This is a genomic window from Streptomyces sp. NPDC037401 (assembly GCF_055602345.1).
The window spans coordinates 90,832-111,839 of the sequence record NZ_JBVJWO010000016.1 but is presented as its reverse complement, the minus strand read 5'-3'; the positions used below and the strand labels follow the sequence as shown (position 1 = coordinate 111,839).

At 71.5% G+C, this 21,008-nt stretch carries 18 protein-coding genes and 6 pseudogenes; 13 read left to right on the top strand and 11 right to left on the bottom strand.

Translation table 11 applies throughout. From position 1 onward, the window contains the following. Positions 1 to 103 precede the first annotated feature (103 nt). From ACZ7H1_RS19315 to ACZ7H1_RS19300, 4 genes and pseudogenes are all read right to left on the bottom strand, one after another. Positions 104 to 1,803 (bottom strand): annotated as a pseudogene (locus ACZ7H1_RS19315) (relaxase/mobilization nuclease domain-containing protein). Then, positions 1,800 to 2,270 carry a plasmid mobilization protein gene (locus ACZ7H1_RS19310; protein WP_470788102.1) on the bottom strand — a complete coding sequence of 157 codons (471 nt, stop codon included), beginning with the start codon at positions 2,268 to 2,270 and terminating at the stop codon, positions 1,800 to 1,802. The pseudogene ACZ7H1_RS19315 and the gene ACZ7H1_RS19310 overlap by 4 nt, the downstream one beginning before the upstream one ends. A gap of 384 nt (positions 2,271 to 2,654) precedes the next feature. Continuing rightward, positions 2,655 to 3,350 carry a DUF2637 domain-containing protein gene (locus ACZ7H1_RS19305; RefSeq protein WP_470788101.1) on the bottom strand — a complete coding sequence of 232 codons (696 nt, stop codon included), beginning with the start codon at positions 3,348 to 3,350 and terminating at the stop codon, positions 2,655 to 2,657. A 114-nt stretch (positions 3,351 to 3,464) separates the two neighbouring features. Next, positions 3,465 to 3,679: pseudogene (locus ACZ7H1_RS19300) on the bottom strand (SulP family inorganic anion transporter); the annotation flags it as partial. 527 nt (positions 3,680 to 4,206) lie between these two features. Between ACZ7H1_RS19300 and nhaA the strand changes: the two are divergent. The 7 genes and pseudogenes from nhaA to ACZ7H1_RS19265 all read left to right on the top strand — a co-directional run bounded on the left by nhaA (position 4,207) and on the right by ACZ7H1_RS19265 (position 10,147). Further along, the gene (gene nhaA, locus ACZ7H1_RS19295; RefSeq protein WP_470788100.1) at positions 4,207 to 5,571 is read left to right on the top strand and encodes a Na+/H+ antiporter NhaA; all 1,365 of its coding nucleotides are present in this window, start codon (positions 4,207 to 4,209) and stop codon (positions 5,569 to 5,571) included. Between the two features lie 60 nt (positions 5,572 to 5,631). Then, positions 5,632 to 5,802: a PGPGW domain-containing protein gene (locus tag ACZ7H1_RS19290; RefSeq protein ID WP_470788098.1), complete on the top strand. Its 171-nt coding sequence runs from the start codon at positions 5,632 to 5,634 to the stop codon at positions 5,800 to 5,802. A gap of 429 nt (positions 5,803 to 6,231) precedes the next feature. Then, the gene (locus tag ACZ7H1_RS19285) at positions 6,232 to 7,503 is read left to right on the top strand and encodes an APC family permease (protein ID WP_470788096.1); all 1,272 of its coding nucleotides are present in this window, start codon (positions 6,232 to 6,234) and stop codon (positions 7,501 to 7,503) included. Positions 7,504 to 7,712: 209 nt separating this feature from the next. Next, positions 7,713 to 7,817: pseudogene (locus ACZ7H1_RS19280) on the top strand (transposase); the annotation flags it as partial. Between the two features lie 385 nt (positions 7,818 to 8,202). After that, on the top strand, positions 8,203 to 8,496 hold the full coding sequence (locus ACZ7H1_RS19275) for a hypothetical protein (protein ID WP_470788094.1): 294 nt from the start codon (positions 8,203 to 8,205) through the stop codon (positions 8,494 to 8,496). A 73-nt stretch (positions 8,497 to 8,569) separates the two neighbouring features. Next, positions 8,570 to 9,433, top strand: a complete 864-nt coding sequence (locus ACZ7H1_RS19270; protein ID WP_470788092.1) for an arylamine N-acetyltransferase family protein — start codon at positions 8,570 to 8,572, stop codon at positions 9,431 to 9,433. Positions 9,434 to 9,730: 297 nt separating this feature from the next. Next, positions 9,731 to 10,147: a PPOX class F420-dependent oxidoreductase gene (locus tag ACZ7H1_RS19265; RefSeq protein ID WP_470788091.1), complete on the top strand. Its 417-nt coding sequence runs from the start codon at positions 9,731 to 9,733 to the stop codon at positions 10,145 to 10,147. A 15-nt stretch (positions 10,148 to 10,162) separates the two neighbouring features. Here ACZ7H1_RS19265 and ACZ7H1_RS19260 read toward each other — a convergent pair whose 3' ends face one another. Then, positions 10,163 to 10,516 carry a hypothetical protein gene (locus tag ACZ7H1_RS19260; protein WP_470788089.1) on the bottom strand — a complete coding sequence of 118 codons (354 nt, stop codon included), beginning with the start codon at positions 10,514 to 10,516 and terminating at the stop codon, positions 10,163 to 10,165. A gap of 12 nt (positions 10,517 to 10,528) precedes the next feature. After that, positions 10,529 to 10,977 (bottom strand): annotated as a pseudogene (locus tag ACZ7H1_RS19255) (IS5/IS1182 family transposase); the annotation flags it as partial. A 433-nt stretch (positions 10,978 to 11,410) separates the two neighbouring features. Between ACZ7H1_RS19255 and ACZ7H1_RS19250 the strand changes: the two are divergent. Genes ACZ7H1_RS19250 through ACZ7H1_RS19240 form a run of 3 tightly spaced genes read left to right on the top strand, consistent with a single transcriptional unit; the run spans position 11,411 to position 14,887 of the window. Beyond that, positions 11,411 to 12,538 (top strand): hypothetical protein, encoded by a 1,128-nt coding sequence (locus ACZ7H1_RS19250; protein ID WP_470788204.1) that lies wholly within the window; start codon positions 11,411 to 11,413, stop codon positions 12,536 to 12,538. Then, positions 12,535 to 14,139, top strand: coding sequence for a substrate-binding domain-containing protein (locus tag ACZ7H1_RS19245; RefSeq protein WP_470788087.1), 1,605 nt, complete (start codon positions 12,535 to 12,537; stop codon positions 14,137 to 14,139). Before ACZ7H1_RS19250 ends, ACZ7H1_RS19245 begins: the two co-directional genes overlap by 4 nt. Continuing rightward, positions 14,123 to 14,887 carry a hypothetical protein gene (locus tag ACZ7H1_RS19240; RefSeq protein ID WP_470788086.1) on the top strand — a complete coding sequence of 255 codons (765 nt, stop codon included), beginning with the start codon at positions 14,123 to 14,125 and terminating at the stop codon, positions 14,885 to 14,887. Before ACZ7H1_RS19245 ends, ACZ7H1_RS19240 begins: the two co-directional genes overlap by 17 nt. A gap of 182 nt (positions 14,888 to 15,069) precedes the next feature. On the opposite strand, the pseudogene ACZ7H1_RS19235 reads toward ACZ7H1_RS19240, so the two are convergent. Continuing rightward, a pseudogene (locus tag ACZ7H1_RS19235) lies at positions 15,070 to 15,343 on the bottom strand (TetR-like C-terminal domain-containing protein); the annotation flags it as partial. Between ACZ7H1_RS19235 and ACZ7H1_RS19230 the strand changes: the two are divergent. Continuing rightward, a pseudogene (locus tag ACZ7H1_RS19230) lies at positions 15,341 to 15,526 on the top strand (amino acid permease); the annotation flags it as partial. The pseudogenes ACZ7H1_RS19235 and ACZ7H1_RS19230 sit on opposite strands and share 3 nt — an antisense overlap. Positions 15,527 to 15,615: 89 nt before the next feature. Here the strand turns inward: ACZ7H1_RS19230 and ACZ7H1_RS19225 are convergent. After that, complete coding sequence (locus ACZ7H1_RS19225) at positions 15,616 to 16,038, bottom strand: DUF6223 family protein (RefSeq protein WP_470788203.1); 423 nt, start codon at positions 16,036 to 16,038, stop codon at positions 15,616 to 15,618. A gap of 197 nt (positions 16,039 to 16,235) precedes the next feature. Here ACZ7H1_RS19225 and ACZ7H1_RS19220 point away from each other — a divergent pair, with 197 nt between their 5' ends. Together ACZ7H1_RS19220 and ACZ7H1_RS19215 are read left to right on the top strand one after the other, a co-directional pair. After that, entirely contained in the window at positions 16,236 to 17,363 is a 1,128-nt protein-coding gene (locus ACZ7H1_RS19220) for a sensor histidine kinase (RefSeq protein WP_470788085.1), read from the top strand. Then, positions 17,360 to 18,022 carry a response regulator gene (locus ACZ7H1_RS19215; protein ID WP_470788084.1) on the top strand — a complete coding sequence of 221 codons (663 nt, stop codon included), beginning with the start codon at positions 17,360 to 17,362 and terminating at the stop codon, positions 18,020 to 18,022. Before ACZ7H1_RS19220 ends, ACZ7H1_RS19215 begins: the two co-directional genes overlap by 4 nt. Here the strand turns inward: ACZ7H1_RS19215 and ACZ7H1_RS19210 are convergent. From ACZ7H1_RS19210 to ACZ7H1_RS19200, 3 genes are all read right to left on the bottom strand, one after another. Then, positions 17,993 to 18,424 carry a hypothetical protein gene (locus ACZ7H1_RS19210; protein ID WP_470788083.1) on the bottom strand — a complete coding sequence of 144 codons (432 nt, stop codon included), beginning with the start codon at positions 18,422 to 18,424 and terminating at the stop codon, positions 17,993 to 17,995. The two genes, ACZ7H1_RS19215 and ACZ7H1_RS19210, sit on opposite strands and share 30 nt — an antisense overlap. A gap of 352 nt (positions 18,425 to 18,776) precedes the next feature. Further along, on the bottom strand, positions 18,777 to 19,586 hold the full coding sequence (locus tag ACZ7H1_RS19205; RefSeq protein WP_470788081.1) for a TIGR02452 family protein: 810 nt from the start codon (positions 19,584 to 19,586) through the stop codon (positions 18,777 to 18,779). Between the two features lie 348 nt (positions 19,587 to 19,934). Further along, entirely contained in the window at positions 19,935 to 20,624 is a 690-nt protein-coding gene (locus tag ACZ7H1_RS19200; protein WP_470788079.1) for a hypothetical protein, read from the bottom strand. Positions 20,625 to 21,008: the final 384 nt, after the last annotated feature.

Below are 21,008 nucleotides of genomic sequence, written 5' to 3'. Positions count from 1 at the left end.
AGTCCTTACGGTGCGAGTGGTGGGGATGTCTTCAATGCTCCGGAGAATTACGGAATTCGGTAATCGCGGATCGTCGGATATAAGACGTCCGTGATGGGCTGGATCAGCGTCGGTGAGCGCCGTCGCCGATGTCCTTGGTGGCCGTTTTCGTGGTGATTGGCGGGGTCGGGGCGCTGCGGGTGTGGGCGGTCTGGGGGCGTGCGGTTCCGGGGTCGGCGGGTAGCTGCGCGAGGCGTCGGAGCCGCCAGACGAGGACGTCGCTGACGGAGGTCGCGCTGCCTAACTCCCTGCTTCCAATTGCTTCGGTGAGCAGTTCGGCGGGCTCGTGGCCGGCGGCCTGGACGTCGGCGAGGGTGGCAGCCAGGGCTGGCCAGCCGGGATCTGCCAGGACCTGCTCGGCCAGGTTCGGGATCGCGTCGCGCAGCACCGACGCGAGGTGTAGCTCCAGGGGCCGGGGCATGTGACGTCCGTGCTCCTGGAGCACGGCCATGGGGTGGGTGGCAGCAGCTTGGTAGGCGGCACGGAGGTGCTGTGCGGCTTGGAGTGCGGCGACTGCTTGCTGGGCGTGGCCCTTCTTCGCGTGCCAGGCAGAGGCTGCGGTGGCGAGGAAGAACACCATGTCGATCAGCATCGCGCTCGTGGCCGCGTCTTCGCCTCGGCCGAGGGCCGGCCCTCCGTGTACGAGTTCCCGGGCGGCTTGGCGCAGGGCCTGGTTCTGGCCGCGTTCGGCGCGGATGTGGGAGCGGGCCGCCCGCTCGAAGGCCGCTGCCGCGTCGCGTAGCTGGTGTCGGGTGTGGGCTGCCGAGGTCTTGGCCAGGGCGTCGAGGACTTCTCCACCGGCGGCAATTAGGGCAGCCACGGTGGCGTCGTCGCCTTGGTCGACGAGCAGGACGGCCTGCCAGACGGCACCCGTGGCTCGGCGGCGCGCGGCGGCCGGACTGCTCGCCTGGGGTGCGGTCGCCTGGGTCGGGGCTCCGGTCCAGCGTTCGCGGAGGCGGGGAAGCGAGAGGTCGGGCGCGAGCTTGGACCCCGAGTAGTGGACGGGCGCCCCGTCCTTGTTGCGGTCCTCGGGCAGGGCGACGGTGTAGCCGAGGGTGTCGCCGGAGGGGCGGTCCGGCGTTTGATGAGGAGTCCGGTGGCGGCGAGGCCGTCGAAGAACTCCGTCTCCGAGGCGGTGCCGGCGGCGGCTCGGCGGACGGTCTCGCGTAGTTCCTCGCGGGCGGTACGGTCCCGGCCACGGCGCTTGGCCTTGTGCTGTTCGGCGCTGGTGGGGCGCTTGGCGGCGGTGCCGTCGCCGGGCGCCACGAGGTACAGGCCGTAGTCGGCCTCGATGCGGCGGCATTCCGCCTGGGCACGCTTCCCGGAGCGGTGGTGGTCAGGCTTGCGGCCATCTTCGCGGACGAGCGTGGCGATGAGGTGGATGTGGTCATCGGCGTGGCGGATGGCCGCCCAGCGGCAGCCCGCGCCGTCGCCGGGGTCGATGCCGGTGGCGGCGATGACGCGGCGGGCGATGTCTGCCCACTCGGCGTCGGTGAGGGTCCTGTCGCCGGGGGCGCTGCGGACGGAGGCGTGCCAGACGTGCTTGTCCGGGCGGGTGTCCTCGGGGAGGAGGTGGAGGGGTTCGTCGAGGAGCTGCTGGAGGTCCGCCTCGGTGGTGCCGGGGTCGCGGCCAGGGTCAGGGGCGAGGTCGTCGAAGGAGGCGACCAGGTGCGGGTCGATGTGCTCCTCGCTTCGGCCGGAACCGTAGAGGTAGGCGAGCAGGCCGGCGGTGCTCCTGCCCTGCGGATGGATGGAGGGGATCAAACGCTCTGGGTTCCTTCGGGGTTGGCCATGCGGCTGGTGACGCGGTGGATGTCCTGGGCGGCGCGTAGGACGGCGGCGATGGTGTCGTCGAGCTCTTCGGGGGAGGTGCCGCTGTTCAGGGCCTTGGCCACCTGGTTGAGGTTGTTGCCTACGAAGGCGACCTCGCGGCGCAGCCGGAACAGGGCGATGAGGACGTCCTGCTCGGTGGCGATGACGGCAGCGGTCCGGTTCAGGTCGCGGGCAGCGGCCAGCGTGCTGTGGGCGATGAAGCCGGCCTCGCTCATGCCGACGGCCTTGGCGCCGGCCTTGGCGAGTGCGCGCTCTGCTTCGCTGAGACGAACGCTGACCGGAGATCGCTGCTCGGCGGCGCGGGTACGGGGCTTGCCCCGGTGCCTGCCAGGCTCCGGTCCGCCCTCGGCCGCAGCCTCCCCGTCCCGTGCCCCCTGGCGCGGGACGGGACCCGCCACCCCCGGGGCGGGCTCCGGTTCGGACGCACCCCCGACGGGGGAGTGTCCGAACCTCCAACTTGCTGCGCTGTCGGCTGGGGAAGGGGTCCTCTGTTGGTCAGTGGGGGTGGGGGCGCTCTGGTCGTGCACGTGCTGCTCCTCTGCGTGGGGTTCCGTGTGGATTCGGGGCGGTGCTTACGGGTGTGCGAGGCGGGGACGGTTGGTGCCGGCGTACAGGCGCGCGGATGTCCGACGGTGGCTGTCCGCAGGGCCGTGGGATGGGTACCGCCGGTTGCGCGGTACCGGCCAGAACTCGGGCCTACGGCCTGATCCGGCCCTGGTCGCGGCTGGCGCAAGAGGCGACCACGGCTCACCGGTACTGCGCTGACCTGCGGGGATTACCGCTCAGTCAGTGATCTCGTATTGCGCGGGGTCGAACAGCGGCTCTGCCTTGAGGGCGGCCATGACCTGGGTGAGGCGCTTGTCGCTGACGGTATGGCCGTCGGCCCGGATGGCTGCGGCGACGGTTTCGCGCGTCCGCTTCCCGTCGACCTGCCTGCCGATGGCGATCAGCTGGTCCACCTCGGCGGAAGCCGGGCGGCCGACTCGGCGGGAGGGAGTCCTGCTGGTGGGTTCGTGCGCGGGAGGATCACCTCCCTGGTCCCCGGTGCTTGCCTGCGGTGCGGTGCTCGGCGGGACTGCCTCCGGTGCGGCTGGGGCCGACGCCTCCGGCTGGGTCGTGTACGCCGGCAGCCCCGCGCCGAACTCGGCAGGTTCCGCCTGCCGGGGCCTGCGCGTGATGAGGATGTGGAGGTGGACCGCGCCGCCGAGGGCGAGTGGAGCGATGGTGGAGAGGACACCGACGGTGGTGTCGCCGAGGCGAAGGCCGGTGGCGTTGCTGGTCTGCTGGTTGAGGCGTATGGCGTGGAGGGAGTTGGCCCAGATGCTCGCGGTGGTCGCGGTGCCGAAGAGCGTCCACACGTAGAGGCGGGCGCGGAAGGGCGCTTCGTGGAGGACGAGCAGCGCGCGGACGCCGTAGGCGATGAAGCCGTCGATGCTGCGAAGCCGAGCCCGCGACTCGTGCGGGAAGCCTGACTTCACCCGTGCGGACGGCCGGATGAGGCCGGCGTTCGCATCGCCGGGGCAACAACCGGCCGAGGTGGCGACGAAGGGCCCCGTCCAGTGGACGGGGCCCTTCGTACGGAGTGAGGCAGATCAGTGGCTGGCGAGTTCGCCGGTGAGCTTGCCGTGGAGGTCGGCGCTGGGGTCGTTGAGGCTGATGATCTCAAGGGTCTTGCCGCGCTGGGCGTATTTGGTCTCGATGGCGTCCAGGGCGGCGACGCGCCGTTGGAGGAGGAGAAGAACAGCCCGCCGGTCACGGAGTAGACGACGCTGGCACCGTCGGGGTCGGTGACGGCGGTGACACGCGCCTGCCCCAGACGGCTCCCGCGCAGTCCTGATCCGGGAGGTGTGGATGAGAGGCCGGACACAACCACCGGACGGACGGGACGGACCGTGGGACGCTGTGCCCGTCGAGAGCCCTCCCCGACAGGAGCCCCGCATGAACCGCGCCGTAGCGGCCGCACCGCTTGGATCCCGACGGTGACCCGCCGGCCCCTGCGCTGCCCGGCTTCACCGCTCCTGGTGATGGGCACGGTCCTGACCATCACCGGCGCAGCCCTCTACACGATGCCTGGCGAGCGGCCGGGGCTCCTCGCCGCTGGCGCACTCGTGCTGGCTGCCATCGCGGCCTGGTGGTGCGCTCCCGACAGAGCTGATCACAACCCCGCACCGATGTGATCATGCCAAGGGTGCGGGGCAGACAGCGGCCCGCACGGTGGATACGGTGTAAGGAACGCGTCAAGAGTTCGAGTTCGACGCGCGGTGTGCCGGGAAGTCTGGTCGGCGTCCTGGGGGCAGTGCGCCCTCTTCGCCGCCGACACCGAAGGCCACCGCCATGCCAGCCGACCCGCGCGAGTCCTCGTCTTCCCGGTCGCCGCTCTTCGGTGTTCTGCCCTGGCCTGAGCGCACAGCCATCGCGGGGGCTCTGCGGACCGAGACCGTCGGCGGCCTGGTCCTCCTCGCCGCCGCCCTCCTGGCCCTGATCTGGGCCAACACACCTCTGTCCGGCGTCTACGAATCGCTGCGGGACTTCCATTTCGGGATCCCCGCCCTCGGCCTGGACCTGTCCGTGCAGCACTGGACGGCCGACGGCCTCCTCGCCGTCTTCTTCCTCGTCGCGGGGATCGAGCTGAAACGCGAGCTCGTCGTCGGCGAGCTGCGTACCCCGGCCACCGCCGTACTCCCGGTCGTCGCCGCGTTCTGCGGCATGGCCGTCCCCGCAGCCGTCTACCTCGCCACCGTCTCGGGCGGCGGCGGCGACCCGGGCGGGTGGGCGGTGCCGATGGCCACCGACATCGCCTTCGCCCTCGCGGTCCTCGCCGTCATCTCCACCCACCTGCCAGCCGCGCTGAGGGCATTTCTCCTCACCCTGGCCGTCGTCGACGACCTCGGCGCGATCCTGGTGATCGCCGTGTTCTTCACCGCCGACCTCAACCTCTGGGCCCTCGCCGCTGCGTTCGCCGGGCTCGCCGCCTTCTACCTGCTCCAGCGGTACCGGGTCCGCGGCTGGTGGTGGTACGTCCCCCTCGGGCTGGCCATCTGGGCGCTGATGTACAACAGCGGCGTCCACGCCACCGTGGCCGGCGTCGCCATGGGCCTCATCCTGCGCGCCCAACGCGACACGGCACGAGGCAGCCGCCCGGCTGAGACCGCCTCTCCCGGAGAACGGGTGGCGCACCTGCTGCGGCCGGTCTCGGCCGGGATAGCTGTCCCCCTGTTCGCGCTCTTCGCTGCCGGGGTGAGCCTCTCCGGGCCCGCGCTCGGCGCGGTGTTCACCCAGCCCGAGCCACTCGGTGTCGTCCTCGGCCTCGTCGTCGGCAAGACAGCCGGGGTGTTCGCCGGCACCTACCTCACCGCGCGGTTCACCCGGGCCCGCCTCAACCCCGACCTGGCCTGGGCCGACATCCTCGCGCTCGCCGTCCTCGCCGGGATCGGCTTCACGGTCGCCCTCCTTATCGGCGAACTCGCCTTCACCGATCCCGCCGCCACCGCACACATCAAGGCCGCCGTCCTCGTCGGCTCCCTCATCGCCGCCGCCCTAGCCACCGCGCTGGTCCGGCGCCGCAACACCCTCTACCGGCGCCTGTACGAGGCGGAGAATCTCGACGCCGACGCCGACGGCATCCCCGACATCTACCAGCAGGGTCAGCCCAACACCCTGGCAGGCGGCCCGGCCGACGCTGGCCGCACCGAGGGGTGAAACGTCCGCTGCCCGCACAACCCCACCAGCAACCAGCCCTGGACAGAGAGCAGCCCACCCTTGTCGGAAAGACGCATCGGCCTCGCCCTGACCGCCGCCGGAGCCCCGATCACCCTGATCGGAATCGCGCTGTACTTCCTGCCCGGCCCCGGTTTCACCGTCGTGACCATCGGCCTGGCCCTGCTCACCACCGGACTCGTCATGACCGCCGCAGGACACCCCCGCCCCTGACCTGGGCAGGTGCCGGTTCCAGCACTCCGGCGGCGAACGCACCTGGCCATCGACACCGTCATCGGCGAGGTCCTCCCCGGAGACACGGCCGCCATGGTCGGTGACGGAGTCAACGACGAGCCCTCGCTCAGGTCGGCCTGGGCATCGCGATCGGAGCCGGCAGCGACGTCGCCATCGAGAGCGCCGACCTCGTCCTGATGCGCTCCGCCCCTGGACGTCTCCACCGCTCTGCGCACCGGCCGGGGAACCCTGCGCAAGATCTGCCGGAACCTCGGCTGAGCCGTCGGCTTGAACGCCGTCGCCCTGCCCATCGCCGCCGGAGGGCGGTACGGCGCCGTCCTCGACCATCCGGTGGCTGCCCCCGTCTCGTCACCTTGTTCCTATACGGTGCGCCGGTACATCTGCCGGAGTGTGGTGGGGGAGCGAGTGATGGGTGCAGCGCCGGGGTCTGCGGGCACGGACGAGTTGAAGCGGCACCTGGGTGTGTTCGACGCCGTGGTGATCGGCCTGGGGTCGATGATCGGTGCGGGGATCTTCGCGGCCCTGGCTCCGGCGGCCGGTGCGGCCGGGTCGGGTCTGCTGCTCGGCCTGGCGCTGGCGGCGGTGGTGGCGTACTGCAACGCGATGTCCTCGGCGCGCCTGGCAGCCCGGTACCCCGCCTCCGGCGGTACTTACGTCTACGGGCGGGAGCGGCTGGGCGAGTTCTGGGGCTACCTGGCCGGCTGGGGATTCGTGGTCGGCAAGACCGCCTCCTGCGCGGCCATGGCACTGGTCGTCGGCTCCTACGTGTGGCCGGACCAGGCCCACGCCGTCGCCGTCGCGGCCGTGGTGGCGCTGACCGCCGTCAACTACGCCGGAGTGCAGAAGTCCGCCTGGCTCACCCGCGTCATCGTCGCCGTGGTCCTTGCCGTGCTGGCCGCTGTGGTGGTCGCGACCTCGACCGCCGGTAATGCGGACACCGCCCGGCTGGACATCGGTGACGAAGCCACCTTCGGCGGGGTGCTCCAAGCAGCGGGCCTGCTGTTCTTCGCCTTCGCCGGCTACGCCCGCATCGCCACTCTCGGCGAGGAAGTCCGCGACCCCTCCCGCACCATCCCGCGGGCCATCCCGCTCGCACTCGGCATCGCGCTCGTCGTCTACGCAGCTGTCGCCGTCGCCGTCCTGCTCGTGCTGGGCCCGCAGCGCCTGGCGGACGCCACGGCCCCGCTGTCGGATGCCGTACGGGCCGCAGGCGCGGACTGGCTGGTACCGGTCGTACGTGTGGGCGCCGCGGTGGCAGCACTCGGCTCGCTGCTCGCCCTCATCCTCGGCGTCTCGCGCACGACCCTGGCCATGGCCCGCGACCGGCACCTGCCGCACGCCCTGGCCGCCGTCCACCCGAAGTTCCAGGTGCCGCACCGCGCCGAACTCGTGGTCGGCGCCGTCGTGGCCGTACTCGCCGCGACCGCCGACCTGCGCGGGGCGATCGGCTTCTCCTCCTTCGGGGTGCTCGCCTACTACGCCATCGCCAACGCCTCCGCCTGGACGCTCGCCCCGGACGAGGGTCGACCGGCGCGGATCATTCCGGTCGTCGGGCTGGCAGGCTGCCTCGTCCTCGCGTTCGCCCTGCCGGCCTCGTCGGTGATGTCCGGCGCCGCAGTTCTGGCCGTCGGCGCCGCCGCCTACGGGGTACGCCGCGCGGTGACCGCCCGCAAGGCGTAACCGCGCCACGACGCGCTCTCCCCGGCGTGGATTGCCGTGGCTGCCCCTCTGTCTCGCAAGACGATCTCGGCACCTGGTACGTCTCCGTCGGAGAGGGGCATCCCCGCATGGCACACCTCAGCACCTGGCAGGCGAAGCTGATCTTCACCGACGCGCCCGCCGCGACGGTTCTCATCCGCCTGTACGTCGGCGCGGTCTTCCTCTTCGAGGGCATCCAGAAGTTCCGGCTGTCGGTGGCTGGGCTGATCGCGATGCGGCCGGGTTCCAGGACCCGGCTGTGTCACCGTCTGCGGACCCGTCGCGCGGGCAAGGGAACATGATCATCTCGCCTGTGACCAGCAGTTACAGGAACCCTTGGCCCGGAACCAGGTGACGGTGGGGCGCGTCTCTGATCTTCAGAGCGGGCCGAGAGGGCTCGGACGAGGGGCGGAGCGGGAAGTGGAGCGGCTGACTAGAAGGCGTGTCGATGCGGCAGTGCGGGCGGCGATGGTCGCCTGTGTGGCTACCGCCCTCGCCGGCTGCATCTCAGGGGAAGGAGATCAGGGGCGAAGCGCACCCGGCCCTGCGGGAGTTGACGTCACTGTGGTCCGCGGCGACAGGACGTACCCACTGACCGCCAAGATCACACACTGGGAGGTAGGGCCACACCCTCAGGTGCCCGAGCGGGGAAGTGCGGTGCACTACACCTACCGGTTGGCCATGACCGACACGCTGCCGGAAACCATGGTGCAACTCGCGGCGTGCGCGGTGGACTCAGCGGACGTCGTGTTGCTGTGCGACACCTTCTACGTGCACCAATACCCATGGACACCCGTGGAAGACCGTGACTCCTGGATTGGCCCCGGCTCCGATCTGAACCTCTCCGACACCGCCCGCGTCGTTCTCCTCCCCGACCAGCTACTTGACGACGGGCGAGCACATGACCCCAAGGACCACGACGGCTACACCCCTCCCCGCCTCCCGATGCCAGGCGACCGGCTGCGCACCAGCTGAACCGCTCCTGACCGCTTACGCACCGTCACCCATCCCAGATCACGTACCCTTAGGCTGATCGCACGTTCGAACGGTGAGGGGGAGCACGATCGACGTCGACGGGTATTTGGCCGTGCTGGGGGTGGAGCGGCCGGCGGGCCCGACCGCCGAGGCGCTGTGGGCGCTGCACCGGGCGCAGGTGGAGCGGGTCGCCTACGAGACCCTCGACAACCAACTGGGACGGCCGTCGGGCATCGGCGCCGCGGAATCCGTGGCCCGGATCCTGCGCGGGCGCGGCGGCTACTGCTTCCACCTCAACGGAGCCTTCGCAGCGCTGCTGACGGCCCTCGGCTACGACGTGACCCTGCACCGGGCCGGGGTGCAGGACGAGGTCGAGGACCCCGAGGGCCCGGGCGGCGACCATCTCGCGCTCACGGTGGGGCTCGACGGCGAGCGGTGGCTGGTCGACACCGGGCTCGCCGGCGGAATGTACGAGCCCCTGCCGCTGCGCGAGGGCACCTATACCCAGGGGCCGTTCAGCTACGCGATGGCGCCGTCGGTGGTGGTGCCCGGCGGCTGGCGGTTCGCCCATGACCCCCGCGGCGCGTTCACGGCGATGGTCTTCGCGCCGGAGCCCGTGGAGCTGTCCTCCTTCGCCGCGGAGCACGAGCGGCTGTCCACTTCCCCCGAGTCCGGATTCGTCCGGGTCCTCCAAGCGCAGCTCCGCGACGCCAAGGGCGTGGACATGTTGCGCGGCTGTGTGCTGCGCCGGATCGACGCCGAAGGCACGTACGAGCGGACCATCGACTCGGCCGACGACTGGTACGACGTACTGGCCGACGTGTTCCACCTGAACCTGACCGACGTCGCCGCCCCCGCGCGGGCAGCGCTGTGGCACCGCGTCCACACCGCGCACCAGGAGTGGGAGGCTGCAGGGCAGCGTGCGGCAACGCTCTGACGGGACGGTCGGTACGCCGGTTTCCTGCCCGCTGTGGCCGGGCGGTCTTCTACGATCCTGTGCATGCTGGATCCCGAGCTGCTGGAACGGATCACTGCGCGGCGCGCGGAACTGGACGAACTCGAAGAGCAGCCGGCCAGGCAGTTAGGCGGAGTCCGGCGGATCACGTGACTGCCTCGCGCTCGGGTCACCGGTCTGGGCGCGGGCAGGGTGGCCTGAGGGCCCGACCTGGGCGATCTGGCACGGCGGGAATGTATTCCGGTGCGCCACACCAGAGAGCCGATTAGCCTCCCTGACATGCCCATTGAGATGAACGACACCGTGCGCAGCTTGCTTGACGTACCGCACCCCGCCGTCTTGTCCACCCTCAACCCTGATGGCAGCCCGCAGAGTTCGGTGGTCTGGGTGAGCCGTGACGGCGGCGACCTGCTGATCTCCACCGAACAGGGCCGGCGCAAGGAACGGAACATACTCCGCGACCCACGCGTCGGCCTGACCGTCTTCGACCTCGCCAACCCCTACCTGTACGTCGAGATCCGCGGCACGGCCACCGTCACCGAGGACGCCGACCGCGCGGTGGCCGTCCGCATCGCCGAGGAATACCTCGGCCCGGGCGGCGGCAAGGAGTACCTGGAGGCCCCGCCGGAAGAGGTTCGAGTGGTCGTCCGCATCACCCCGACCAAGATCCTCGGCAACGCCACCAAGACCGCCTAGATTCTGTCCGGCGAGTCATGGGCGGAGCCATGAGCGGATCGCCGCGACCGTGACGGTGCCCTGGAAGACGTAGCCCTCTTGTCGTAGCGGGTGGCGACGGCCGGGAGTTCTTGAGCCGGTTGATCGTGCGCTCGACCTCGTTGCGGCGTTTGTGATCTCGCTGTCGAAGCCGGTGGGCCGGCCGCCCTTGCTGCCGCGCCGTTTGCGGTTGGCCCGCCGGTCCTTCGGTTCGGGGATGGTGTGCTTGATCGGGCGTCTTCGCAGGTAGCAGCGGTTGCGCCGTGCGCTGTACGCCTTGACGCCGCCGAGGTGGTCCGGCCGGGTGCGAGGGTGACCGCCCTGCGGGCGGGGAACGCGAATGCGCTTCAAGACCTCGATCATCTGCGGTGCGTCGCCCCACTGTCCGGCCGTGACCGGGAAGGCCAGCGGCCGGCATCCGCCTTCGCCTGCGAAATGGATCTTGCTGGTCAAACCGGCCCCGGGACCGGCCGAGTCCTTCGTCGGGGTGGTGGTGCCGGGGCGTTGTCCCATTTTTCGGGACGCGTGGCTTTCTCTTCCGGGCCCGGCCGCGTGCTGATGGGCCCGGCAGGACGTCGAGTCAACGCCGACCCTGCTCCAGTCGATCCAGCCCGCGAGGTCGGCGCGGCCTGGACGGCACGCAGGATCCGTTGTACGAGGCCGACATGCTCGACCTCATCCGGTCTCTGGGACTGGACGCCCCGCGGTCCTCTGACCGCCCGGCCCGCCGGGCGCCGGGTCTCAGGCGACGAAACCGTGCACCGGTGGCGACCGGTGCACCCGCCCGCCGGACCAGGCTCCCACGCGAACAGGGCGAGTCGTGGTGCGCGCGCCGATCAGCATGGGGCTCGGGTACCCGCGGTCCTGGTGTCGGCGTGGCCGAGCATGCGCGGCTCACCCGCCCAGAGCGGCCCGGACGGCGTCCGCCAGTTCGGGCGCCCGGTGGCTGTCCTCCGGCGTCCCCGGCATCTCCGGCAGCGACGGCCCGTACGTCAACCCTCCTGGAATTCAAGGCAGTTGTTCACACGGAATTGGCCGTAGCGCAAACGAACGGTCCACCGGGCGGTGGATGCTGCCCGCCGGGGCGTGACACGGACGTGCTGGGGGGCATGAGTGGCGGTCGGGGAGAGGGCTTCAGGGGAGAGACCCGTCGTCGAGGAGCCTCGCCTGGACGTCCGGCGCAGGTCCTCCGGCGCATGGTCGCGGCGGGGCCTGCTGCAGTTCTTCCTGCCCGTTTTGGCCACCGTGCTGACGGGGCTCGGCACGCTGGCCGTGTCGGGCAACCTGCTGCTTCCCTTCGAGAGCATCGTCGTCCTCGAGGGCAAGATGGCCTCCAAGCGCGACTTCTTCGAGGACGAAGAGGTCCAGCGGATCCTGCTCAAGCACCGTGTCAAGGTCCACATCACCAGCTCGGGATCGCGCGAAGTGGCCCTGCGGGACCTCGCCTCCTTCGACTTCGTCTTCCCCTCGGGCCAGCCGGCCGGCGACCTGATCACCGGCGTGCGCGCGGCGGCCGGGCAGTACGCCAAGGTGCACCGCCCGTTCGTGAGCCCCATCGTGCTCGCAACCTACCGGGAGTACGCCGAGACGCTGCACGACGCCGGCATCGCCGCCCCGCTGCCCGCCGAGGGGGCGGGCCGGCCGCTCTACTACTCGCTGGACATGCGGAAGTTCCTCCAGGCCATAGACCGGGGACGGCGCTGGAACGACCTCGGCATCCGGCGGTACGGAATCTCCAACGCCAACCGGATCGTCGCCCAGAGCCCCGACGTGTGCGGCTCCAACTCGGCCGGCACCTACCTGGCACTGGTCTCCTTCACCTGGCGGGGCAACGGGCCGGATGTGCCCTCCACCGATCAGGAGGCGCGCAGCCGGGCGCAGTCCGTCAGGCACCTCATGGAGCAAGGCCTGCCCGCAGCCGACGTGTTCAAGACGTACATCGCGCCGGAGGGCAAGGGGATCGCCCCGGTGGTCGTGGCGTACGAGCACCAGTACCTCACCCACCAGGTCCGCCACCGCACCGAAACCGGGCGGCTCGACCCGGAGCGGGTGCTGCTGTACCCGTCCAGCCAGTTCGTCACCCAGCCGCAGTTCATCGCGCTCAACGGCAGGGGCGAGCGCCTCGGCGAACTGATCTCGACCGAACCGGAGCTGCGTCGGCGTGCGACGGAGCTGGGCTTCCGGATCCTGGACCCGGCCGGCGAGGTCGCCGGCGACCAGCTGGCGCAGTTCCTGGCCGAACGGAGCGTCCCGGCGCCGGTCCTGCGCAGCAACAACACCCGCTCTCCCATGCCCAGGATCCGGTACCTGGAGCGGATGATCTCCATCATCGGGGACTGCCCGCCCGCCCAGCTGCCGGACGGGACGCCGTGACGGCCCGCGGCACCCCCGGCCGACGCCGGACGCTGGCCGCGCTCGCCCTGGCGTGCCTGTGCGTGCTGGCCACGCTCCCCGGCTGCTCCGGCGGCCGGGGGGATCCGGTCACCCTCCGGGTGCTCGCCAGCTCCGAACTCGCCGACATGCAGCCCCTGCTCGACGACCTGCGCCACGAGACCGGCATCACGCTGACGATGGACTACCAGGGCACCGTCGAGGCCGCTTCCTCACTTGCTGCCGGCCACTACCGCCACGACCTCGCCTGGCTCTCCTCGTCCCGCCCCTTCCAGCTCCTGCTGAAGGAACGCGGACGCCAGGCGGAAGGCCCGCTCTTGACGAGCACCATGCGCTCGCCCGTGGTCGTCGGCCTGAAACCCGAGGTGGCGCAGCGGCTGCGGAACGCCGCCCCCGACGGGCAGCTGTCGTGGGCGGACCTGGCGGACGCCGCGGCGGCCGGCACGCTGAAGTACGCCATGGCCGACCCCCGCAGCTCGAACAGCGGGCTCGCCGCGCTGGTGGGCGTCGCGACCGCCGCCGCGGGTACCGGCGGCGCCCTGCGCCCCGAGGACGTCTCCTGCGACCGGCTGCGCGGCTTCTTCGCCGGGCACGCGGTGACCGAGAACTCCACCGGCCGTCTCACCGAGGCGTACCGCCGTACCCAGGACGGACTCGACGCGCTGATCACGTACGAGTCCGAGCTGCTCTCCCTCAACCGCGCGGGCACCCTGCGCACTCCTCTCGAGATTGTCTACCCGAAGGACGGCATCGTGCTGTCCGACTATCCGCTGATGCTGCTCGACCCGGCCAAGCGGGCCGCGTACGACCGGCTGACGGCGTGGATCCGGAGCGAGCCGGTACAGCGGAAGATCATGGAACGCACCCTGCGGCGGCCGGTCGACCCCGGCCTCGTCCGCCTGCCCGGCCTGCGAGCCCCGCTCGGCAACGCCCTGTACTTCCCGGACAGCCAGGCGGTCGTCGACCGGCTGCTGGCCGACTACGCCGCTGCGCGGAACGGCCCCCCGGCGAGGGTGATCTTCCTGCTCGACTTCTCCACGTCCATGCGCGGCGAGCGGATCGCAAACCTCCGCGCCACGTTCGACGGGCTCAGCGGCGCGGACGGCTCGCGTTCCGGCAAGTTCGCCCGGTTCCACCGGGGCGAGACCCTCACGGTGGTGCGCTTCGGCGGCCGCGTCCTGGAGGAGGGCAGCGTGACGTACAGGGGTGCGCCCGACCTGGAGCGGCTGCGCCGCATGGTCGCGGACGACACCTTCGACGCGAGCACCGCCGTGTGGTCGGCCCTCGCCCACGGCTACCGGGCCGCAGCCGACGCCGTGGCCGAGGATCCCGCGCAGCGCGTCTCCATCGTGCTCATGACGGACGGGGAGAACAACGCGGGGATCGGCTTCGACGAGTTCCTCGCCCGGTACGAGGCCCTGCCGTCGGCCGTACGCGCGGTCCGTACGTACACCGTTCGCTACGGCGAGGCCGATCCGCGCGAGCTCGACCGGGCGGCCCGGGCCACCGGCGGGCACATGGCCGATGCCACCGGGCAGTCCCTTCTCAATGCCTTCAAGGAGATCCGTGGGTGTCACGAGTGAAGCGTGGTGGGCCGCGTGGTGGCCCTGGATGCTGCTGTGGGCGGTCACCGCGGCGGGACTCGCGTCCCTGCTGACGGCGGCTGTGCTGGTGCTGGTCCGCGCCCGGCGGGCCGCCGCCCAGGACCTCACGGACGGCATCTGCTTCTATCTGCACGACAAGACGGTCATGGACCACTACCAGATGCGGGGGTATACGGCCGCCCTGCGCAAGGAGGTCGAACAGCGCACCAGCGACAGCAAGGACGGCACCGTCCGCGCGAAGGTCTTCGGCGTCGGCGCGGATGGCGGCCGCAAGGAGAACACCGAGATCGTCAGCCGCTACATGGAGGTCGCGGAGCCGATCTCGGTCATCGGCCTGATCATGAAGGTGCTGGAGGAGAAGCGCGTCATCGTGCACGTCGACCTCCCGAGCCAGTCCGCCATCCGCAGTCCGGCGCTGCTGCGCACGGCCTCCGGTGCGCGGGGTGCCGTCCGGTTGCGCGACATCGAGGGCTTCGTGCTGATCCGGGGCCGGTTCCGTACGACCGGCGAGGGCCCGGACCGACCCGGCTCCACCGTGTTCCTCGCACCGTACGGAGATCCGTCCGATCCGTCCCGAGGCCCCCGGGTCCGGGTCACGTGCGCCACGGAAGGGCTGCGCACCCAGGTCCCCCAGGGCACCTTCCTGGCCCGCTGCCTGGGCAAGGTCCAGGAATGGAACGCGGAGCAGGGGGTCCTGGAGGTCCAGGCGATGGCCATCTTCCGCTGATCCGGACACCGCCGCCCTGACCGGGAGCTCAAACGCAGTCCACCGCTCCGTCCAGGCCCTCGAACGAGACATCGCGGCCTTGTCCGGCGGATCCCGGGTGAGTGGCAGTGACCAAAAGCGATGCCGCAGGCAGGCAGCGGCGGGCCCGAGGGGCCCGGCTGCGTGCCCGCCGGGATGGTGTGTCAGACCATGGCGAGCCGGTCCACCAGCAGCTCCACCCTCGGCTCGGTGTCCTGCGGCGGCAGCCGTCCCGCCCGGGTCAGCGTCGCCAGCCCGTGCAGGGCCGCCCAGAACACCTCGGTGAACAGCCCCGGGTCGATGCCGTCCCCGGCGACCTCGCTCAGGCTCTCCAGCAGCGCGGCGAAGGCGTCCTTGAGAGGTTCCGGGGTGTCCTCGTGTGCGAACGCCCAGGCCGCCGTCGAGCTGGAACATGGCGTCGTAGCTGACGTGCCGGCGGACGCCACCGCACCGCTGTCGGAGGCCGCACGGGCCGCGGGCGCGGACTGGCCGGCGCCGGTCGCACGGGTGGGCGCCGCGGTGGCCGTGCTCGGCTCGTTCCTCGCCCTGATGGCCGGGGTCGCGCGCACGACCCTGGCGATGGCCCGCGACCACCACCTCCGGCATGCACCGGCCGCCGTGGTCGGCGCCGCCGGAGCAGCTGCGTACGCGGGGCCTGCCGTGGTGACCGCCCTCAGGCGTCACCGTGGCAGAACACGGATCCGCTGTGGTCAACAGGTGCGGCGGGCGCGGTTCAGAGCGCGCCCGCCCAGTGCGGTGCCGGTCAGCCCGAGCAGCAGGGCCACGTATGCGCCGCCCAGCCCGTTGCCGGTGCCGAGTCCACCGTCGGCGGTGGCCGCGACCAGCCCGCCGAGGGCCATGGCGATCAGCCCCGCAGCGACGGCCGCTGTGGCCCCGAGCGACCCGTTGGCGGTGCCGAGGCGACTGGCGGGTCGGGTCAGCGCGAGCACGGCGATGATGACGGCGGCCAGTCCCAGCAGCCCACCGGTGGTGGCGCCGAGCCGCCCGAGGCTGAAGTCGGTGACACTGGCGGCGACGGGCTGGACCGAGGCGTGAGCTGCCGCTGGTGTGGCGAGCCCGAGGCTTGCGAGCAGGGCGGCCGGGGCGGTGGCGATCAGGCGACAAGCGGACATCATGGTGCTCCTTCTCTTCTCACGGCTGGATGTGGATCGAGCATGTCGGCCGGGCCCCTGGCCGGTCGTCCGGCAGGCGCAGGCACTTTGCGCTACCACGGACGCGGCAGGTGCCGGCCGGCTACTGCGTGCGTGGTAGTCGGCCGCTCGTCCGCGAGCGGGATTCGCCCGCGACGGCCTCCGGCTACGGTGCGTGCATGAGCAATCGACGGTTCCGCGTTCGGGCCGGTGTCAGAGACTGGCTGGTCGCCATCGGTGTGGCGGGGGCGCTGCTGGCCACCGGGCTGTCCGGGCAGCATTCCGCCACCGGCCTTGACCTGCTCGGCTACGCGTTGCTGGTGTTCGGCGGCCTGGCGCTGGCGGCCGGCCGCCGGGCTCCGGTTGCCGTGCTGGCCGTCACCGGGCTGTGCGCTGTGGGGTACCAGGCGGCAGGGTTCGACGTGGCTGCCGTCGCGTTCCTCTTCGCGGTGTACGCGGCGGTGCGGGCCGGACACCGCATCGTCACGGTGGCGGCGAGCGTGGCCGTGCTGGCGGTTCTTCCCCTCGCGGCCCTGGTCTCGGGTCTGCACGACACGGGCGAGGCGTTCGCGCAGGCCCGCGGCGCCCTTGAGATTGCCTGGCTGATCGCGGCCGCGGCGGCCGGTGAAGCCCTGCGGCAGGCCGAGCGGCGTGCGGACGAGGCCGAGCGCACCCGGGAGGAGACCGCGCGGCGCCGCGCCGACGAGGAGCGGCTGCACATCGCGCGGGAGCTGCACGATTCCCTCACCCACCAGATCTCGGTCATCAAGGTGCAGTCCGAGGTGGCCGTCCACGTGGCCCGAAAGCGCGGCGAACACGTACCGGAGGCCCTGCTGGCGATCCGGGAGGCCGGCCGTGAGGCGGCCCGGGAGCTCCGGGCAACCCTGGAGGCCCTGCGCGACGACGACACGACCCCGCCGCACGGTCTCGACCACCTGCCGGAACTGGTGGAGCGGGCCGGCGGGACGGGTCTTCAGGCCACGCTGACGATCGAGGGGCAGCGGCACGACGTCCCGGCCGCGGTGGGCCGTACCGTCTACCGGATCGTCCAGGAGTCGCTCACCAACATCGCCCGCCATGCGGACGCGACCAAGGCATCGGTTCGCATCGACTACCGCCCGGACGCCGTCGCCCTCCAGGTCGATGACGACGGCAAGGCCACGCCGGACGCCGCGCCGATCCCCGGCATGGGACTCCTCGGGATGCGTGAACGCGTCACCGCCCTCGGAGGCCGCCTCCGGGCAGCACCGCGCGGCGGGGGCGGCTTCACCGTCCAGGCCGAACTCCCCGTGGAGCGAGCCTCGTGATCCGGGTTCTGCTGGTCGACGATCAACCGCTCATCCGCAGCGGATTCCGTGCGCTCCTCGACCTGGAGGACGACATCGAGGTGGTGGCCGAGGCCGCCAACGGCAACGAAGGGCTGGAACTCGCCAGGGAGCACGTGCCCGACATCGCGCTCATCGACATCCAGATGCCGGTCATGGACGGCATCGAGGCGACCCGGCGCATCGCAGCCGACCCCGCCCTGGCCGGGGTGCACGTCGTCATCCTCACCAACTACGGCCTGGACGAATACGTCTTCAACGCCCTGCGCGCAGGCGCCGCAGGATTCCTCGTCAAGGACATCGTGCCGGAGGACTTCCTGCACGCCGTACGCGTTGCCGCGCGCGGCGACGCCCTGCTCGCGCCCTCGATCACCCGCAAGCTCATCGACCGGTACGTCAGCGCGCCGCTCCCCAGCACCACGGGGTCGACGCTGCAAGAACTGACCAGCCGCGAACGTGAAGCCGTCGTACTGGTCGCGCAGGGCCTGTCCAACGACGAGATCGCGGAACGCATGGTGATCAGCCCGCTGACCGCGAAGACCCACGTCAACCGGGCCATGACCAAGCTCCACGCCCGCGACCGCGCCCAGCTCGTGGTCCTCGCCTACGAATCAGGCCTGGTAACGCCGCGCAGCTCCTGACATCCACTCAGTGGCCCGGTTCGGGGCGCACAGTGACGGTCTCATGTACCTGCGCGGCCCGAAATTCTGGGGTCGGTGGCCGGTGGCCGGTGGCCGGTGGCCGGTGGTCGGTGCTCTGCGGACGACTATCTTCCGCTTCGCGGTGTGCTGGGCGCCGGTCATCCGGGCGAGGACCCGGCCGCCGCGCATCACCGGTTCGGCGCGCACCTGCAACGTCTCGGTGGTGAAGGCCTCGTGATCGGTCAGCACCCGCTTCACGTCCTCGTGGCGGGAGAGGGACCAGCTGTCGATCGAGGGCTCGTAGTGCAGCGGAGCCTCCTCCCGCAGCCCGGCGAAACAGCGGTACGGGTCGGTGGCGAATCCGTCGGTCAGGACGCCGAAACCGGGTGGGAGCAGGGGCATGCGGTACCTCTCGGACTGCGCGTCGGTCCGGGCACCGGGCCCGCGGCCGACCGCAGCAGGTTGACGACGGTTCGCCGCACCTGCCTCGGGTCGGCCGGTCCGCGGGGGATGCGTTGCTTGCGGCGAGTGAGACGTCCCGAACGGCATCCGGGTTGTCCGGGGCTCCGATCCGTCGCGCGAACAGCACGTCCGGAAGACCTTCCGCGTACGCAGGCCCGAGTGATCCAGGCCTACGCCGCTCCGGCCCGTCCCGAGGCGGTCCCCTCGCCTGCCCGGCCTCCCCGGCTTTAGCTACGGGCGATGTCGGTGCGCCGGCTGGGGTGCTCGCCGGTCCCGGTGCCGCGGAACATCGTCAACGGGCGAACCTGGCCCGGAAGGCGGCGCGGTTGGGGGAGTCGGCCGAGCGGTCCCAGACGGCGAAGGTGACGCGTTCGAACGGGGCGCCGTGGGTGTCGAGGGCTTCGGCGAACGCGTCCGCCACCTCGGCCGGGTCGTTGCCGAACACGCCGCAGCCCCAGGCGCCGAGGACGAGCTCGCGCACCCCGTGGCGGGCGGCCACCCCGAGGACGCGGCGGGCGCGTTCGGTGAGGGTGCCCTTGACATCGACCTTCTCACCCGGCGAGTGCAGCGCCAGCTGGCCGGCGTTGGGAGCAGGGGAGGTCAGGAAGGAGACCTGGTACGGCTGGTCGAGCAGAGCGCGGAAACCGTCGCGGATCACCGGGACGTGCGGGGAGAAGATCACGCGGTGGCTGTAGTTGAGGTCGGCGGACGCCCGGTGGGCTGCGTAGTAGTCGGGGGCTTCGAGCAGGCACTGGTAGAGGAGGGCGGTGCGGCAGAGGTCCTCCTCCTGGGCCTTGGCCCCGCGCAGGTACCCGCCACCCGGGTTCCGGGCCGAAGCGAAGTTGAGGACGGCGAGGTGCTCGACGCCTTCGTCGGTGAGGCGGCGGGCGGCGCGCAGGCTGTCCTCGTCGGTCACCTCGGCCCCACCGGTGAAGGGGCCGGTGGGCGCAGGGGCGAAGGCGGGGGAGTAGGAGACGGTCCCGGAGCGGGCGGCGGCGAGAGCAGAGGCGATGGAGACCCGGGTGCCGGTGGAGGTCGTGTATATGCCGGTGGTCGCGACGCGCTCGTTCTCGGTGGCTAGGTTCCTCAGACGGTTGCTCATGAGGGGCGATCGTAGCGATGAATTATTGTCATGGTGACTATTTTTCGGAGTGCGCAGAGCGGCACCGGCGCGGCCGGTGAGATTGCGGCCTCGCAGACCACGGCGAGGCGTACACGCCTTGTTCCGTGACAGGTCCGGGAGGAGCGCCCACACAGTGCCCGAACTCCGCTGTCTGGTCGAGCGACAGCCGCTCCTCGCGGACGAGTTGGAGCACGACGGGGCGACGAATCGTGATCATGGATCGAGGCTGGAAACGGCCTGGTGTCCCCGGCCATCTCGCCTGCGCCCCTCCCGTACTCCCGCCGGTGCCTTTGCGGTACGGGGGCCGGCAGGACGGACTCCGGGGCGTCAGCCGGGTTGGTTGGACGGGGCCGGAGTGACGGAAGTGGGGGCCGTCAGGGCCGCGAGCTCCAGGGACCGCAGCATCGCCTCCCGGTCCGCCGGCACGTACTCGCCCGCGGCGGCGGCTGCGTCCAGCACCTCCCGGATCTCGGAGGCCGTGAGGCTGCGCGCCTCGGCCGCGGCCAGCAGGCCGTCCGCCCGCCCCCGGGGCAGGCCGCGTTCCGAGGCGATCAGGTCGTGCAGCGCCTCCTCGCGCACCGCGAAACGGCTCATTCCGCAGTCGAGGCCGTCGTCGTCGAGCCCGTCCGGGTAGGGCGCGCGTGCCCAGGCACCGTTCTCGTACCAGTACACGCAGCCCAGCTCCCAGCCCTCCAGCAGCTCCCGCAGCCGCTCGAACGGCAGCCAGTCCGGCGCCTGCGCCAGCATGTCGATCGCGGGTTCGTGCCACTTCACGGCACTGGACTCGTCCTCGCCGTACAACAGGAAGCGGCCCTCTCCCACCTGCTGGAACGTCCACCAGGTGCAGCCGCGGTCGTCGAGGTGAAGGCCCTGGGCGTCGATCCAGGTGCCGCCGCGGCGGCCGCCCAGGGCCTCCGCCGCAGCCGTGGTCTCCAGTACGGCGACCAGGGCCCAGCGCGCCCACAGCACTTCGGCCGCCGGCAGATCCTCCGGCCGCCCGGGCCTGTCGATCGCCATTCCGTCTCCCAGTCCGTCCAGTCCTCGTACGGCGTCCAGTCCTCGTAGGGCGTCCTGGATGATCGTCGAACCGTGATCGTAGAACAGCGCCGGGGCGGATCCGCAACGGCAGGGGTTGGGCGGCGGACGGCGGGAGGAGGCGGAAGACTACGATGCCCGCGGTGCGGATGGCTGCCGCGGCGGGTCCACGGCCGATACGAACGCCGTCTGGCGGACGCCGCCGGTCGTCATCCGACTGATGGTCCGCCGGTTCAAGTGCCTCAGCCCCGGATGCCCAACTGTGACTTCCGCGGAGCAGGTGGCGGGGCCTCACCAGCCCCCACGCCCGACACGCCCCAGTCCGGCGCAAGTTGCCGGCGCGGGTCGCCAAGGCCCTGGCCGCCG

Coding starts and splice junctions, on each gene's coding strand:
- nhaA (WP_470788100.1), top strand. CDS start 4,207: ATGCCAGCCGACCCGCGCGAGTCCTCGTCTTCCCGGTCGCCGCTCTTC.
- ACZ7H1_RS19285 (WP_470788096.1), top strand. CDS start 6,232: ATGGGTGCAGCGCCGGGGTCTGCGGGCACGGACGAGTTGAAGCGGCAC.
- ACZ7H1_RS19275 (WP_470788094.1), top strand. CDS start 8,203: ATGACCGACACGCTGCCGGAAACCATGGTGCAACTCGCGGCGTGCGCG.
- ACZ7H1_RS19265 (WP_470788091.1), top strand. CDS start 9,731: ATGCCCATTGAGATGAACGACACCGTGCGCAGCTTGCTTGACGTACCG.
- ACZ7H1_RS19225 (WP_470788203.1), bottom strand. CDS start 16,038: ATGTCCGCTTGTCGCCTGATCGCCACCGCCCCGGCCGCCCTGCTCGCA.
- ACZ7H1_RS19220 (WP_470788085.1), top strand. CDS start 16,236: ATGAGCAATCGACGGTTCCGCGTTCGGGCCGGTGTCAGAGACTGGCTG.
- ACZ7H1_RS19210 (WP_470788083.1), bottom strand. CDS start 18,424: ATGCCCCTGCTCCCACCCGGTTTCGGCGTCCTGACCGACGGATTCGCC.
- ACZ7H1_RS19205 (WP_470788081.1), bottom strand. CDS start 19,586: ATGAGCAACCGTCTGAGGAACCTAGCCACCGAGAACGAGCGCGTCGCG.
- ACZ7H1_RS19200 (WP_470788079.1), bottom strand. CDS start 20,624: ATGGCGATCGACAGGCCCGGGCGGCCGGAGGATCTGCCGGCGGCCGAA.